13 protein-coding genes are annotated in these 15,158 nt (G+C 66.1%); 7 read left to right on the plus strand and 6 right to left on the minus strand.

What is annotated here, in order from left to right; translation table 11 throughout:
• Positions 1-19: 19 nt before the first annotated feature.
• The 3 genes from AB431_RS22365 to AB431_RS22375 form a co-directional block, all read right to left on the minus strand.
• Complete coding sequence (locus tag AB431_RS22365; RefSeq protein ID WP_047333694.1) at positions 20-247, minus strand: MbtH family protein; 228 nt, start codon at positions 245-247, stop codon at positions 20-22.
• 288 nt (positions 248-535) lie between these two features.
• A complete protein-coding gene (locus tag AB431_RS22370; protein WP_047331782.1) occupies positions 536-1,801 on the minus strand; it encodes a glycosyltransferase in 1,266 nt (421 codons plus the stop codon).
• Positions 1,802-1,822: 21 nt separating this feature from the next.
• Positions 1,823-2,548 carry a class I SAM-dependent methyltransferase gene (locus tag AB431_RS22375; protein ID WP_052960473.1) on the minus strand — a complete coding sequence of 242 codons (726 nt, stop codon included), beginning with the start codon at positions 2,546-2,548 and terminating at the stop codon, positions 1,823-1,825.
• Positions 2,549-2,649: 101 nt separating this feature from the next.
• Here AB431_RS22375 and AB431_RS22380 point away from each other — a divergent pair, with 101 nt between their 5' ends.
• The 7 genes from AB431_RS22380 to AB431_RS22410 all read left to right on the plus strand — a co-directional run bounded on the left by AB431_RS22380 (position 2,650) and on the right by AB431_RS22410 (position 11,327).
• Positions 2,650-3,150, plus strand: coding sequence for a DUF2505 domain-containing protein (locus AB431_RS22380; protein ID WP_047331784.1), 501 nt, complete (start codon positions 2,650-2,652; stop codon positions 3,148-3,150).
• A 69-nt stretch (positions 3,151-3,219) separates the two neighbouring features.
• A complete protein-coding gene (locus AB431_RS22385; RefSeq protein WP_369802941.1) occupies positions 3,220-5,415 on the plus strand; it encodes an acyltransferase family protein in 2,196 nt (731 codons plus the stop codon).
• Between the two features lie 95 nt (positions 5,416-5,510).
• A complete protein-coding gene (locus AB431_RS22390) occupies positions 5,511-7,706 on the plus strand; it encodes an acyltransferase family protein (protein WP_047331785.1) in 2,196 nt (731 codons plus the stop codon).
• 17 nt (positions 7,707-7,723) lie between these two features.
• Positions 7,724-8,779, plus strand: coding sequence for an NAD(P)-dependent oxidoreductase (locus AB431_RS22395; protein WP_047331786.1), 1,056 nt, complete (start codon positions 7,724-7,726; stop codon positions 8,777-8,779).
• 69 nt (positions 8,780-8,848) lie between these two features.
• Complete coding sequence (locus AB431_RS22400; RefSeq protein WP_047331787.1) at positions 8,849-9,778, plus strand: daunorubicin/doxorubicin resistance ABC transporter ATP-binding protein DrrA; 930 nt, start codon at positions 8,849-8,851, stop codon at positions 9,776-9,778.
• Positions 9,775-10,530: an ABC transporter permease gene (locus tag AB431_RS22405; RefSeq protein ID WP_200902662.1), complete on the plus strand. Its 756-nt coding sequence runs from the start codon at positions 9,775-9,777 to the stop codon at positions 10,528-10,530. Before AB431_RS22400 ends, AB431_RS22405 begins: the two co-directional genes overlap by 4 nt.
• Complete coding sequence (locus AB431_RS22410; protein ID WP_047331788.1) at positions 10,527-11,327, plus strand: ABC transporter permease; 801 nt, start codon at positions 10,527-10,529, stop codon at positions 11,325-11,327. Before AB431_RS22405 ends, AB431_RS22410 begins: the two co-directional genes overlap by 4 nt.
• 2 nt (positions 11,328-11,329) lie before the next feature.
• Here AB431_RS22410 and AB431_RS22415 read toward each other — a convergent pair whose 3' ends face one another.
• Genes AB431_RS22415 through AB431_RS22425 form a run of 3 tightly spaced genes read right to left on the minus strand, consistent with a single transcriptional unit; the run spans position 11,330 to position 15,050 of the window.
• On the minus strand, positions 11,330-12,607 hold the full coding sequence (locus AB431_RS22415; RefSeq protein WP_047331789.1) for a glycosyltransferase: 1,278 nt from the start codon (positions 12,605-12,607) through the stop codon (positions 11,330-11,332).
• A gap of 8 nt (positions 12,608-12,615) precedes the next feature.
• Entirely contained in the window at positions 12,616-13,620 is a 1,005-nt protein-coding gene (locus AB431_RS22420; RefSeq protein WP_047331790.1) for an NAD(P)-dependent oxidoreductase, read from the minus strand.
• Between the two features lie 47 nt (positions 13,621-13,667).
• Positions 13,668-15,050 (minus strand): nucleotide sugar dehydrogenase, encoded by a 1,383-nt coding sequence (locus tag AB431_RS22425; protein WP_052960365.1) that lies wholly within the window; start codon positions 15,048-15,050, stop codon positions 13,668-13,670.
• Between the last annotated feature and the right edge of the window lie 108 nt (positions 15,051-15,158).

The raw sequence follows: 15,158 nt of genomic DNA on the forward strand, positions 1-15,158 counted from the left end.
ACGACTCCCAGACCCTCAACTAGTCGGACGCTCGACTTCCCGCCAACCGGTCGCGCAGGCTCTTCGGTCGGATGTCGGGCCAATTCGCTTCGATGTAGTCCAGGCATGCCGCGCGGTCGGCCTGCCCGTGGACGATGCGCCAACCGGCGGGGACGTCGGCGAAGGCCGGCCAGAGGCTGTGCTGCTCCTCGTCGTTGACCAATACAAAGAAGCTGCCCTCGTCGTCATCGAACGGATTGGTGCTCACCGCGTCTCCCGACACTCTCGTCAATATAGGTAGAACAAGTTCCAAACCATACTTCGTGGTGTGACCCATGTCATGGAGTTGGCTGTGACTCACATCACCGGATAGCAACCTTCTGTGCACACCTATCGGCGAGTGACAGTGGTGGCCACCGGTTTCTCTCAGATGGTGCGGTTCGGTTCACCTGCGAGGCGTTTCTCAACCAGGCCGGCCGGTATTCGGCGGGGGCGGTGATGCCGCCCAAGGGTCGTTAGCGTCGCACGCCAGCAAGCGTGGCGACGGATCGCCCCGTCAACGGGTCGCCCGCCTGGCGAAATCCTCCAGACGGTCGGCGGCGGCAGCCGCGCTCTCAGCAGGGTCGGTGATCCGGGTGGCGAGTTCGCGGGCCCGCGCGATGTACCCGGGGGCGAGGATCGTGCGCAGGTCGGACACCAACGATTCCTCGGTGACGGTCGAGAACCGGCGGGCGGTGCCGACCCTGAGCCGTTTGACTGCGGCGCCGTAGATCGCGTGGACGAGGTCCCAGAACAAGATCAGCTGAGGAACTCCGGCCCGCATGGCGATCGGCGTGGTGCTCGAGCCGCCATGATGGACGACTGCCCGACAGGCCGGGAACACCGTCGCATAGTTCATCAGGCCGACCACTTTGACGCGTTCGGAATGCGGCGCGTTGCTGAAGTCGGTGTTGGCGGCGCCGACCAACGCACGCTCCCCCAGCCGCGCACAGGCCGCGTCGATCATGGCGATCGTGTCGGCCGGCGATTCGACCGGGATGCTGCCGAAGCCGAAGAAGATGGGCGGCGTGCCGGCGGCGATCCAGGACAGCACTTCGTCGTCGGTGTCGGCGCCCAACTCCAGCGTCAGCGTCCCGACGAAGGGCCGTTGGTCATCGAATTGCGCCCATTCGGCCGCGAGGCCGGGGAAGCAGGCTTCGTCGTAGGCCTGGATTTCCAGTGATCCGCGTTCGGTGATCCGCCGCGGCGCGGAGTGCACCGCCTTGGGCAAGCCCAGCTCGCTGCGCTGGGTGTCCTCGACCTTCTTGGTGCCGCGCCACGACACCCACCAGAACGCCCGGACCACCGCGCGTGCCAGCGGCGCAGGCAGGAAGGGCAGTACCCGGGCGTTCGGACGCAGCGGAAAGTAATGCAAGGTGGCCAAGGGAATGTCGTAGTGTTCGGCGACGTTGGCCGCGGCGTCCTCGAAGTTGATGCCGCTGAAGATCAGATCCGCGCCGTCGGCCAGCGACATCAATGTCGCGCTCATGTCTTGCCAGCCCTGAAAGAGCGGCCCGGAGATCTGGCTTCGCGCCGTGCCCATCTGCCGCAGTTTCCAGGGGCTGCTGAAGAAGCAGGTCCAATAGTCGCGGTGGGCGTCGAGAATCGACCGCGAGTTCGGCCCGAAACCGACGGTGTTCGGCACCGCCGCCTTGGTGAACTCGACCAGGTCCGGCGGAACCGCCATGCAGACGTCATGCCCGCGGCGCACCAGCTCCCGGCCGACGGCCGCGCTGGGCTCGATATCGCCGCGACTTCCCCACGTTGCCAGTACGAACTTCATCGCGGAATGGTGGAGCGGCCGCTACCGGGCGGCGCTCATGGCGAGGAACTCCCCGAGATACCGGGGCGGCTTGAGGTTGAGCAGCCGCGTCCGGTCAGCCTTGAGGTCGGCGTAGGTGAGTGCCTCTACCTGTTTCGGCGAGTACGGCAGGGTCGTTTCCGGTGTTCCCTTGCGGACGAAGCCGACGCCCTGATCGCACTTCAGCACCCCGACCAGCAGATCGGGACGCGTGCTGCGGAGCTCGACGATGGCTTTCCACACGTCGCCATTCCAGATGCCGATCTTCAACGGCCCGGACTGCTGCGCCATGAACTCGTCCCACGACTCGGCGCGGCGGCCCGCGAGCTCGAACGGCGGGTTGCAGTCGTGCAGGAAGATGACGCCGTCGTCCTTCAGGTAGCGCACGGTGTTCTCGACGTCGCGCACCACCTGCTCGTAAGTGTGCAGCCCGTCGATCAGCGCGACGTCGACTGGGTGCTGCTCCAGCAGCGACTTCTCGTTGTCGAAGAACGCGTCGCTGGTGGTCTCGAAGTACTCGACGACGCGACCCTTGGCATTGGCGAGTTCGCGGGTGCGCTCGGTCAGCCGGAAGGCCGGGTCGACGGCGATCTTCACGTCGGCGCTGATCCGCTGGAAGGCCTGCCCGCGCGAGACGCCGATCTCCAGGTACACGGGATTCGAGCGCATGGCGAGCGCCTGCTGCACGGCCCTGATCCGGTTCACACCTGGCATCGCGTCCGCCAACATGACCAGACCCTGGTTGATATTCACGCGAGGTTCCTACCACAAAGGGGTTGCACAACATGAGGGTTTCGGCCCACAACCCGGTGGCGTAAGAATGGTCGGCTATGCCGCGTTCATTCGAGATCGTCAGCGAATCTTCGGCCAGCGTTGAGGCGATTCATGCCGCGTTCGGACGCGAGGATTACTGGGCGGACCGATTGGCCGGCGACGCCGCATCCACCCTGGATTCGCTGATTGTGGATGCCGACGGCGCGGTGGAAGTGCACATCACCCAGTACCTCGGTCGCCAGCTGCTTCCAGGAGTGATCGCGAAGGCTGTTCCCGGCGATCTGAAACTGCACTACCGCGAAACATGGCGGTCGGTCGATGACGGCCGGGTCCGCGGCGAGGTCGACGTGTCGGCGGCGGGCGGCTTCGGATCGAGCCGTGCCGAGAACTGGCTGGCCCCGGTGGCCAATGCCGCCAGACTGCGGTCCGCGGTCCGCGTGGAGGTCAAAATCCCGTTCGTCGGCGGACAACTCGAAAAGTCGATCGGCGCCGGGCTGGCCAAGAGCATCCCCGCGACACTGAGCTACACCACCACTTGGATCGCCGAACACGGATAAACCACGTCTTATTGACGCGCGCGAATGCAACAATGCCTCGACCGACAGACGCGTCCGCTCGATAAGTAGGTGATCTTGGTCCAGGCCGACAGCGTTAGCCCCACCGACAGCCGGCCGACTCAGCGCTCCGAACCGACGGCGTTCCGCGCGGACATCGAGGGCCTGCGTGCCGTCGCCGTGCTGGCGGTCGTCCTATTCCATGCATCGGTCCCCGGCATCAGCGGGGGCTTCGTCGGTGTCGACGTGTTCTTCGTGATCTCCGGTTTCCTGATCACCGGACTGCTCTGGCGCGAGGTGAGCAGCACTGGGAGCGTGCGATTGAGCAGCTTCTACGGCGCCCGCGCCCGCCGGTTGCTGCCGGCCTCGGCGACTGTCGGGGTCGTCACGATGGTCGCCTCGGCAATCCTGTTGCCGCCGTTGCAGGCTCGGCCTGCGATCACCGACGGTATCGCCAGCGCGCTGTACGTCAGCAACTATCAGTTCGTCCTGCGCGGCGTCGACTACTTCGCCATGCACGTGACCGCATCGCCATTCCTGCACTATTGGTCGCTCGGCGTCGAGGAGCAGTTCTACCTGGTGTGGGCGCCGATGCTGCTCGGCGCGATGTGGCTGATCCGGTTGGCGCGCCGGGCCCGGCGACGCCCGGACGCACCGGCGTCGAAGCGTCCTTTCATCGTGCTGCTCGCGCTGATCGCGGTGGTGTCGTTCGCGATGTCGTTCCTGGCGAGCTACATCCTCCCGGCGGCGGCGTTCTATTCACTGCCCACCCGGGCGTGGCAGCTGGCTACCGGTGGTTTGGTGGCGCTGACCGCCCTCGGTTGGCAGCGCCTCTCACCGCGGGTCGCCGCGATCACCGGCTGGACCGGCCTGGGGCTGATCGCGCTGGCCTGTGTCTGGCTGACTCCGGCGACGCTCTACCCGGGCACCGCGGCACTGTTGCCCACGTTGGGCGCGGCACTGGTCATCGGCGCCGGGTGCGCCACGCCGAATCACGGCGGGGGGCGGCTGCTCGGTGTGCCGCCGATGCGCGCCATCGGTCGGATCTCCTACTCCTGGTACCTGTGGCACTGGCCGGTGCTGGTCCTTGTCCCGATCCTGCTGGGCCACTCGCTGAACCTGGCCGAACGCATCATCGCCGCGCTGCTGTCCGCCGGGTTGGCATGGTTGACCCTGCGGTATCTAGAGAACCCGCTGCGCTTCGCGCCGAGGATCCGCGCGTCCGGGTGGCGCAGTCTCGCGCTGGGTGCGGGGGCTACGTTGATCGCGGTCTGCGTCGGGGTGGGGTTGCTCAGGGTGCTGCCCACCCCGGTCGGGCATGGAGCGCCTGCCAAGCCGCTGAACTTCACCCCAGCACCGGTGGCCGCCGGCTCCCCCATCGACGCCTACGACACCGCGGTGCGCCAGATGTTCGTTCAGGTCCAGGCGGCCGTCGCGGCGTCGGCCGACATCGAGTCCGTACCGTCGAACCTCGCGCCTGCGCTGTCCGAAGCCTTCGCCGAAAAGAAGGCCCTGTCGTTCAACGGCTGCCTGCGCGAGCCGTTCGAGAGTGGACAACCGGAGTGCGCATTGGGTAACACCTCGTCGCCGACGACGGTCGCCCTGGTCGGCGACTCCCACGCCGCGATGTGGACGCCCGCGTTCGACGAGGTCGCCACCCAGCGGCAGTGGCGGCTGGAGCTGCTGGCCAAAGGGGCCTGCCCGCTGCTGGACCTGCCGATCGGGAACCCGCTGAGCAGGCTGGCCGAGCACTTCGAACACTGTGGGCAATGGCGGGCGCAGATCGTCAGCCGCCTGGAAGCCGAGCGCCCGCACCTGATCGTGCTGAGTCTGTGGCGTGGCTACGGCACCGACGAAGCGCTGTCCGGGTACCGGGCCTACGACGACGCCTGGCTCGCGGCGTTCACCCGTTTGGTGCAGCGGTTGCGCGCGACTGGCGCGCAGGTGCTGGTGCTCGGACCGATTCCCGACCCGCAGTTCGTCGTGCCGGTCTGCCTGTCCGGCTACCTCGACGACGTGCCGGCCTGCACGCCGGCTCGCTCCGACGCTGTCCACGAGTCGGGCATCGCCGCCGAGGCCGCCGCCACCCAGGCCGGTGGCGGACAATACGTCGACACGACCGACCTGTTCTGCACCGCGCAACGTTGCCCCGTGATCGTCGGCAACACCCTGGTGTACGTCGACGAGAACCACATGACCCTCGAGTACTCGCGCGCGTTGGCCCCGGTCGTCGCGGCCCTCGCCGACCGCACGCTCGCGCGCCACTAGTTGCGAGAAGGCGTTCTCGAAAGCACCTCTCGTCCCGGCGCCCGAATGTAACAATGCCTCGACTGAATTGACGTGTTCGCTGATTTAGCAGGTAGGTGACATTGGCCCACGCCGACAGCCTCAGTGCTGCCGAAGAACAGCAAAGTCGGCGCCCGGAACAGCCATACTTCCGTCCGGACATCGAGGGCTTGCGTGCCGTCGCGGTGACGGCCGTGGTCCTTTTCCACGCTGCCGTCCCCGGCATCGGGGGTGGCTACGTGGGTGTCGACGTGTTCTTCGTCATCTCCGGGTTCTTGATCACCGGGCTGCTGTGGCGTGAGGTCAGTAGCACCGGCAGCGTCCGGCTACGCAGCTTCTACGGCGCGCGTGCCCGCCGGTTGCTGCCGGCCTCTGCCGCGGTCGGCGTCGTCACGATGATCGCGGCGATACTTCTGTTGCCGCCCTTGCGGGTTCCGACGGTCCTCTACGACGGCGTCGCCAGCGCCCTCTACGTCGGCAACTACTGGTTCATCATCGACAACATCAACTACTTCTCCGACCTGTTGACGCCGTCGCCGTTCCTGCATTACTGGTCACTCGGAGTCGAAGAGCAGTTCTATCTGGTCTGGGCTCCGCTGATCCTGGGCATCGCCTGGCTGATTCGGCGGTTCCGGCGAAACAGGGCCCGCGCGATCGGCGGCTCCCGGCGCCCGTACCTGATAGTCCTGGGACTGGTCGCCGCCGTCTCGTTCGCGCTGTCGCTGGTGATCACCTATGTCGTGCCGGCGGCGGCGTTCTTCTCGCTGCCGACCCGCGCCTGGCAGTTGGCCGTCGGCGGATTGGTGGCCCTGACCGCGACTGCGTGGCAACGCCTTTCGCCCCGGGCGGCCGCGGTCTCCGGATGGGCCGGACTGGCCATGATCGTGATTGCCTGTGTGTGGTTCACGTCAGCCACGCCCTTCCCGGGCACCGCCGCCCTGCTGCCCACCCTCGGCGCGGTGCTGGTGATCGGCGCCGGCTGCGCCACCCCGTCCCAGGGATGTGGCCAGTTCCTGAGCACATCACCGATGCGCGCGGTCGGCCGCATCTCCTATTCCTGGTACCTCTGGCACTGGCCGGTACTGGTTCTCGCACCCGCACTTCTCGGCCATTCGCTGAATTTGGCCGAACGCATCATCGCTGCGCTGCTGGCCGCCGGCTTGGCCTGGCTGACGCTGCGCTACCTGGAAAACCCGCTGCGCTTCGCCCCGAAGATCCGCACCTCGGCGTGGCGCAGCCTCGGCGTCGGGGCGGTGGCCACGGCGATCGCCGTCTTCGTCGGGGTCGGACTGTTGAAGGCCGTACCCACACCCGTCGGGCCGGGCGCCCCGGCAGCCGCGGTGGCGCTCAACGCCGTGTCGGTGCCGACCGGCTCGAACGCCGCCGCATACGACACCGCGGTCGCGCAGACCCGCACCCAGCTGCAGGCGGTGCTGGCGGCAGCCGTCGCGACGAAGGCCCCCGTCCCGTCGAATCTGACTCCGCCGCTGGACAACCTGGCGGCGGAACAGGAGGACTACACCTACCAGGGCTGCCTGCGCACGCCGTATGAGGACGGCCAGCCCGAGTGCGTGATGGGCGATATCACCTCGCCGAACACGGTGGCCCTCATCGGTGACTCGCATGCCGCGATGTGGACTCCGGCGTTACAGCAGATCGCCACCCAACGGCACTGGCGGCTGCAAATGATGGCCAAGGAAGCCTGCGCACTCATGGACGCGCGCGCCGGCAGCGCGTTCAGCAATCTGGTCGAAGACCTTCAACACTGCCAGCAGTGGCGCGACGAGATCGTGGCTCGCCTGGCGGCCGAACATCCCCGACTCGTCGTGGTCAGTGTGTGGCGGGGGTACGGCACCGACGAGACGATGTCGGGCTTCCGTGCCTACGACAGAGCGTGGCTCGACGGGATGACCCAGCTGGTGCGGCAGCTGCGCGAGACCGGTGCGCAGGTCCTGATGCTCGGGCCGATTCCGAGTCCGCATGCCAACGTGCCGATCTGCGTGTCCGGCCACCTCGACGATGCGGCGGCCTGCTCGCTGTCACGGCCCTCGGCGGTTGACCAATCCGGCATCGCAGCCGAGGCGGCCGCCACCGCGGCCGGCGGCGGACAGTACGCGGACCTGTCCGACCTGTTCTGTGCCACAGAGCGTTGCCCCGTCATAGTCGGCAACACGTTGGTCTACCTCGACGTCAGTCATCTGACCCTTCAATACTCCCGCGTGCTGACACCGGCCATCGCCGCGCTGGTCGACCGCGCGTTCGCCCAACGATAGCCATCTGGAGGCTTGCCTTGTCCACATCCGTACTCATCACCGGCGGCGCCGGATTCATCGGATCCGCGCTCGCGCGACGTCTCGTCGAATCCGATTACGACGTGGCCGTGATGGACATCCTGCATCCGCAGGTGCACGCCGTCGACGCACCGATCGACCTGCCGCCCTCGGTGCGGTTGTTCACCGGCGATGTCACTCACGCGGCTGACTGTGATGCCGTGCTCCGGCTGTTCAAACCGTCGCAGATCGTGCACCTGGCCGCCGAGACGGGAACGGCGCAGTCGCTGTCGGAGGCGACCCGCCACGGTTCAGTGAATGTCGTTGGGACAACCCAACTTCTCGACGCCTTGAGCCGCTGCGGGCACGTCCCTGACCAGTTGGTGCTGGCGTCGTCGAGGGCCGTCTACGGCGAGGGCGCCTGGCGGTCCGGTAGCGACGTGTTCTATCCGCAACCGCGCAGCCACGCTCAGCTCGTCGCGGGCATCTGGGATCCGCAGGGCCCCACCGGGGAGCCTGCCGTCCCGCTCGCGAGCAGTGCGGCCACAACCGAGCCCCGGCCCACCAACATCTACGCCGCGACCAAACTGGCCCAGGAGCACATCCTGGCCGCGTGGACCTCGGCCCACGACACCAGGCTCAGCGTGCTACGACTGCAGAACGTCTACGGGCCGGGTCAGTCGCTGACGAATTCCTACACCGGGATCGTTGCGCTGTTCGCCCGGTTGGCGCGCGAGAAGCACGCCTTGGAGGTGTACGAAGACGGCCGGATCGTGCGCGACTTCGTCTACATCGACGACGTGATCGAAGGGTTGTTCGCGGCGATCGAAACGCCCGCGGCGCCGTCCCGCTCCCTCGATATCGGAGCAGGTGTCCCGACCACCATTCACGAGCTTGCGCAGCTTCTCGCCGGGATCTGCGGCGCCCCCGAACCCGTAGTCGTAGCGAAATTCCGCGACGGCGACGTGCGGGCCGCCAGGTGTGACATAACGGCCACGACCGACGAGCTCGGTTGGCGTCCTAAGTGGTCGCTCGAGGAGGGAACACGATCACTTCTCGAGTGGATCGGCAAATAATCCGGTGGGCCCGACGAAGAGGCTGCGACTTCACCCGAAGCACCTCCACTCACGCTATGGTCAATATTTGTGATCGAGCTTGACGGTGTCGCGAAGACGTTCGACGGGACCATCCTTGCCCTGCAGGACGTGAGCTTTTCCGTCGCAACCGGATCGGTCTGCGCGCTACTCGGTCACAACGGCGCGGGAAAGACCACCACGATCAACATCCTGTCCACGTTGATGAAGCCCTCCTACGGCAGAGCGCTCGTGGCCGGTTACGACGTGGCCAAGGAACCGGCCCGGGTACGCGAATCCATCTCGATGACCGGACAGATCGCCGCGATCGATTGGCAGCTCACCGGGCGCGAGAACCTGGTGATGTTCGCCCGGTTGCACGGGATGCGGCGCAAGGAGGCCAACGGGCGCGCCGACGAATTGATCCATCAATTCGACCTGGTGGATGCCGCCGACCGGAATGTGGTCACTTACTCCGGTGGTATGCGGCGTCGCGTCGACATCGCGGCTGCTCTGGTCGTCCCGCCGAAGGTCTTGTTCCTTGACGAGCCGACGACAGGATTGGATCCGCGCAGCCGCCGTAGTGTCTGGGACCTGGTGTCCTCGTTGACATCTGATGGGACGACGGTGCTGCTCACCACCCAGTACCTCGAAGAAGCCGATGTGCTCAGCGATTCGATCGTCGTGCTCAATCAGGGCCGTGTTGTCGCCACCGGAACCGCCGACGACCTCAAGCGACGTGTCGGATACAGCTATTGCTCGGTCAGCCCGGTCAACCCCGATGACCTGCCCAAGATCATCGCCGCGCTCGCCGACCTTCAGGACGTGCAGGCCGACGACGAGGCCAACACCGTGTCGGTGCTGGCCCCTAACGGCGTTGCCACCCTCAGTGAGGTATTCCGCCGCGTCGACCAGCTCGACGTTGAGCTGGAGGACATTTCGCTGCGTAAGCCATCCCTGGACGAGGTGTTCCTGCATCTGACCGGCAGTGTCACCGCGTGACCGCTGTTGCTGTTCTGACCGAGCGGATGGTGCGCAATACGCTGCGCAGCGACCTGCCGTTCGCGGTGCTGGCGCCCGCCGGTAACTTCATCATCTTCAACCTCGCGTTGCGCAACGTGATCGACACCGGCGGGATCGGTTACCCCCAGTACCTTCTGCCGGTCATCATCGTCCAGGTGACCCTGCTCGGCGCACTGACCACCGTCGACCGCGCGGCCCGAGACCACCAGTCCGAGCTCGGGCTCCGGTTCCGCACCCTGCCGATTCCGACGATCGCGCCGCTGGCGGCGCGCATGCTGTACTGCCTGATCCGCGGGGTAATCGCCCTGGTCGCCACGATCGCCGCCGGCTACGCCTTCGGCTTCCGAATGCTCGGTGGCCCCGCACATTTGGCGGTGTTCACGTTCTTCGTTCTGGCGCTGACCTTGGGCCTGTCACTCGCCGCGGACGCGACGGGGGTGCGGATCTCGACCGCCGCGATCGGCCGCAACGGCGGATCCAGTCAGATCCTCCTGGTCCCCCAGATGATGCTGGTGATGCTGTCGACGGGGATGGCGCCCGTCGATTCGTTTCCCTCCTGGTTGCATGGTTTCGTTCGCTACCAACCTGTTTCGCAGGTAACCGACACCCTGCGCGGCCTCGCCGCAGGCCACGTCGCGGTCGGCAGCCTGGCGAGCAGCTTCGCCTGGTGCCTCGGGCTGCTCGTGGTGTTCGGGGCGATCGCGGTACGGATGCAGAGGCGCACCCAATGACCACGCAAGCGCCGCTGCGCAGTTCACTGCTCAACGAAAGTTGGGTTTTCGCTTGCCAGCACTTCACCCACTGGCGCCGCGATCCGCTGGTGCCGGTCCAATCCCTGGTTTTCCCAACGTTTTTGTTGATTACGTACTACCTCCTGGTCGGCAAGTCGGTGCTGCGAATCACCGGTACCGACAGCCTCTACGGACTGGTGCCGACATGCGCGATAGCCGGAGCATTCTCCGGCTCGCTTGCGGTCGGCCTCACCCTGTCCTTCGAACGCGACACCGGGCTACTCAGCAGGTTGTGGGCGCTGCCGGTGAACCGAGCCAGTGCATTGACTGGTCGGCTCATCGCAGAGGCCGTGCGGACGCTGGTCAGCACTGCCATGATCACCGCGGTCGGCATCGGGCTGGGGCTGCGCTTCCGCGGCGGTCCGCTCGAGTTGCTGCTGTACCTGTTGGTGCCCGTGATGGTGGTGATTGTCTTCGCAATGGCGGTGATCGCCGTCGCGGTTCGCGCGAAGGACGGCACCGTGCTGATCTGGCTCGGGCTGCCCGCGATCACCGCCGTTTTCGCCAGCTCCGGGTCACCTCCGGTGGAATCACTGCCGTCGTGGATGTGGCCGTTACTGCGTTTTCAGCCCATGGAGCCGATCGTCGAATCGATGCGCACGCTGGCTCAAGGCGGCCTCCCGTGGTGGCCACTGCTCTGGGGCGTGCTGTGGACCATTGCCGGCGCTGCGCTCGTCGGCCCGCTGGCCATCCGCGGATACCGGGCCGCGGCCGAATCCGGGGGCGTTCGCGGTTGACGTCAGCCGCGACGGGAGATGGCGAACTTCTCGACCAGGTCGGCTGCGATGGCGACGCTGTCGGCGGGCTTGATCATCGTGTTCGCGAGTTGCCGTGCGCGCTCGGCATATTCGGGGGCGAGGATCGTTCGAAGGTCTTTGACCAACGTCTTCTCGGTGGTGCCCATGAAGCGCCGACCGGTGCCCACCTTGAGCTTCTTGAGCCGGGACCCCCAGCACCCTTGATCGGGCAACATCCACAGGATCAGCGTGGGGCGCCCGGCGCGCAGACCGGCGTTGGTGGTTCCGGCGCCGCCGTGGTGCACGACTGCGCGGCAGGTCGGCAGGATCGTCGCGTAGTTCATCGGTCCGGCGATCTTGACGTGGTCGTAGTGCGGCACGCTGCTGTAGTCGGCCCAGCCGGCGCCCACCAGGGCCCGCTCCCCGACCTGGGCGCACGCCCCGGCGATCATCGCGATGGTTTCCGCCGCGGAGTCCACCGGCATGCTGCCGAAGCTGAAGAAGATCGGTGGTGTGCCGGCGGCGATCCACGATGCGATCTCGGCGTCGTCGGCGGCGGGCAACTCCAGCGTCAATGCCCCGACGAAGGGGCGTTGGGGCGGCTCATGGGCGTTCCACGTCGCCCACTCGTCCGGCAGGCCCGGAAAGCAGAGCGCATCGTAGGCTTGGATTTCCATCGCTGCGCGCGCCGCGATCCGCTGCGTCCAGTGGCCGGTCGCCTTCGGCAAGCCGAGGGCACGCCGTTGGGCGTCGTCGGCGACTTTGTGTCCGCGCCATGTCAGCCACTCCAGCACAGCCATCACCGCGCGGCACAGTGGCGGCGGCAGGAAGGGCATTTGAAAACCGTTGACCCGTAACGGGAAGATTTGCAGCGTCGCCAGCGGTGTGCCGCAGTACTCGGCGACGTTCGCGGCGACACCCTCGTAGTTCAGGCCGGTGACGAGTAGGTCGGCCCCGTGCGCCAACGACAGAAGCGTCTTCGACGCCTGCTCCCGATACTCGTCCAGCGGTGCGGCGAACGCACCCAGCAATCGGTTCAGCTCCGCGGCCTTCCATGGCTTGCTGAACAACAGATTCCAGAACTCGTGGTGCGGGTCGTCGACCTCTTTCAGTGTCGGGCCGAAGGCGACCGCCTTGGGCCCGGCGGACTCCGCGAACGCGATCATTTCGGGCGCGACAACGAGGTGCACGTCATGCCCGCGGCGCACCAGCTCCCGGCCGATCGCGGCGAACGGTTCCACTTCGCCGCGCGTACCCCAGTTCGCCAGCACGAATTTCATCGCGGGTCCTACCCCTTGCCGTCCCCGGCGGGATGTTCCAGGTACCACGGATTGGCGCGCGCCCACTCGATGGTGCGGCGAATGCCCTCTTCCACGTCTATCTTCAATTGCCAGCCCAGCTCGCGCTGTGCCTTCGTCGAGTCCGGAATGCGACGCGGAATGTCTTCGTAGCGACCGCCGAAACGTGCTGCGGTGTCGACCGCCTCGGCGCTGGACACCCCGTCGACACTGGCGATCTTGATGGCCAGTTCCACAGCGTCCCGCATGGTCGTCTCTACCATGCTGCCGACGTTGAACGCCTCACCGATCGCCGCATCGCTGTCTGCGGCGAGCAGAGTGCCGGCGACCGCGTCGTCGACGTAGGTGAAGCACCGGGTCTGGTCACCACTGTCGTAGAGCAACGGCTGGCAACCGTTGAGAATCCGGTGGATTGTCTGCGACACCACGAAAATCGGATTCTGCCGCGGGCCATACACATTGAAGTAGCGGACAACAGTCACCGGCAGGCCGTGGGCGGCATGCATGGCGAAGACCAGATGCTCGGCCATGCCCTTGCTGGTGCTGTAGCTCCAGCGCGCGGTTTTCGTCGAGCCAAGTACCCGGTCGTCATCCTCGGCGAACGGAGGCTTGGGATTTTTGCCGAACACCTCGGAGGTGCTGGCGAACACGATGCGAATCCCGTTGCGCTGGCTCAACTCGAGCACGTTGCGGGTCCCGATCACGTTGACGTCGAGGACCTGAAGCGGGTCGTTCATGTAGTTTTTGACGCCGACCACCGCGGCCAAGTGGAACACCGTGTCGACGTCGGGAGTCAACGCCTTTTCCAGCGCCGCCAGGTCGGTGACATCGCCCTGAACGAAGCGGAAGTTGGGATGCGCGTCGAAATCGATACTGGTGTCACGGGTGTTCTTCGCGAAGTCGAAAATGGTGACGCTGTCGCCGCGGTCCAGCAGTGCGGACACCAGATGCGATCCGATGAAGCCGTAGCCGCCCGTCACGACGACATTGGACATAGTTGCTCTTTCGTTGAACGTGTGGTTTTGAGGAGACCCGCGGCCGGCTACCGGCCGATCCCCTTATAGATGAAGCCCGCGGCCCGCGCGGCTGCCGGGTCGAAACTGTTGCGTCCGTCCAGAAATACGCATTGATCGGCTGCGAGGTCGGCGAGCCGGACCAGCGGGATCTGGTGGAATTCTCGATGCCCTGCCAGAACGACGAGCGCATCAGCATCCTTGACGGCGGATTCGATATCCGGGCTCAGCGGGATCTTCGTGACAGTGTGTGCTTCCTCCTCCGGCACCCACGGGTCATGGACGGTGAGCTCGCAGCCGGACTCCTCGAGAAGCGCGACAACGTATTTCGTGGGTGTGAGCCGGCAGTCACCGGTGTTGTTCTTGAACGCGATCCCCAGCACGGCGATCTTGCTGTCTTCGATCTTCTTGCCCTGATCGGCGAGGAGCGCAGTGAGCAATCCGTAGGTGTAGCTGGGCATCGTGTCGTTGACGGTCCGCGAAGTCCGCGGCACGTTCAACTCCAGGCCGAGTGTCTCACCGAGGTGGTTGACAAACCACGGGTCCTTCGTGAGGCAGTAACCGCCCACACCCATGCTCGGAGACAGGATGTTGACGTTGTGGGTGCCTTTCGGCATCGAGTTCGCCGCGGCGATGACCTGAAGAACGTCCATGTCGAGGCGGTCGCAGACTTTGGCCAATTCGTTGGCCATCGCGATGTTGAGGTCGATCCACAGGTTGTCGGCGAGCTTGACCATCTCGGCCGTCCGCGGATCCTCGACAATGATGGATTCCAGCCCCAGACCGTGGCGCCACAGGGTGGCGCAGCTGCGGGCGCTGCGCTCGTCGACCGCACCGACCACGACGGGGATCGAGGTGAGCTCCCGGATGGCCTGCCCTTCGGCCAGCCGCTCGGGGCAGAACGCCAACCCGAAGTCGACCCCGGCCTTGAGGCCCGACGCCTCTTCAAGGATCGGCCGCACGAGAGTCTCGGTGGTGTCAGGTGGCACCGTGCTCTTGAGGATGACCAGGTGGCCGGCGCGCAGGTGCTCGCCCACCGCCCGCGCCGCCGCCTTGATGTCGTCGACGATCGGCTCGTAGTCCGGACCTAGCGGCGTGCCGACGGTGACGATGATGAAGTCGTTGTCGGCGATGACGCTGAAGTCCGACGTGGCGCGCAGCCGTCCGACCTGAACACTTTCGGCGACGAGCTCACCGAGTCCCGGCTCCGGCACGCTGGTGCGGCCCTGGTTGATCTCGTCGACGATGTTCGGTCTCACGTCGATACCCGTCACCGGCCAGCCGCGGTCAGCCAGGACAGCGCCGATCACAGTGCCGATGTACCCGAAACCCACCACCGCGATTCCGGCCCGCATACCGCGGACCAGCAAGTCGACCTCGGCATCGCTTTGTCCGAACGCGCCTCTAACCATCGCCGTTCCTAGCTCCTTCAAACTTCCCCGTGCGCGTCCTGGAATTAACCGGGCCTCACGACCAGGCGGGTCGCTCGGCAGCCTAATCCAATATTGACGGGTCCGACC

Origin of the sequence: Mycobacterium sp. EPa45 (assembly GCF_001021385.1) — a bacterium.
Taxonomy (GTDB): Bacteria; Actinomycetota; Actinomycetes; order Mycobacteriales; family Mycobacteriaceae; genus Mycobacterium.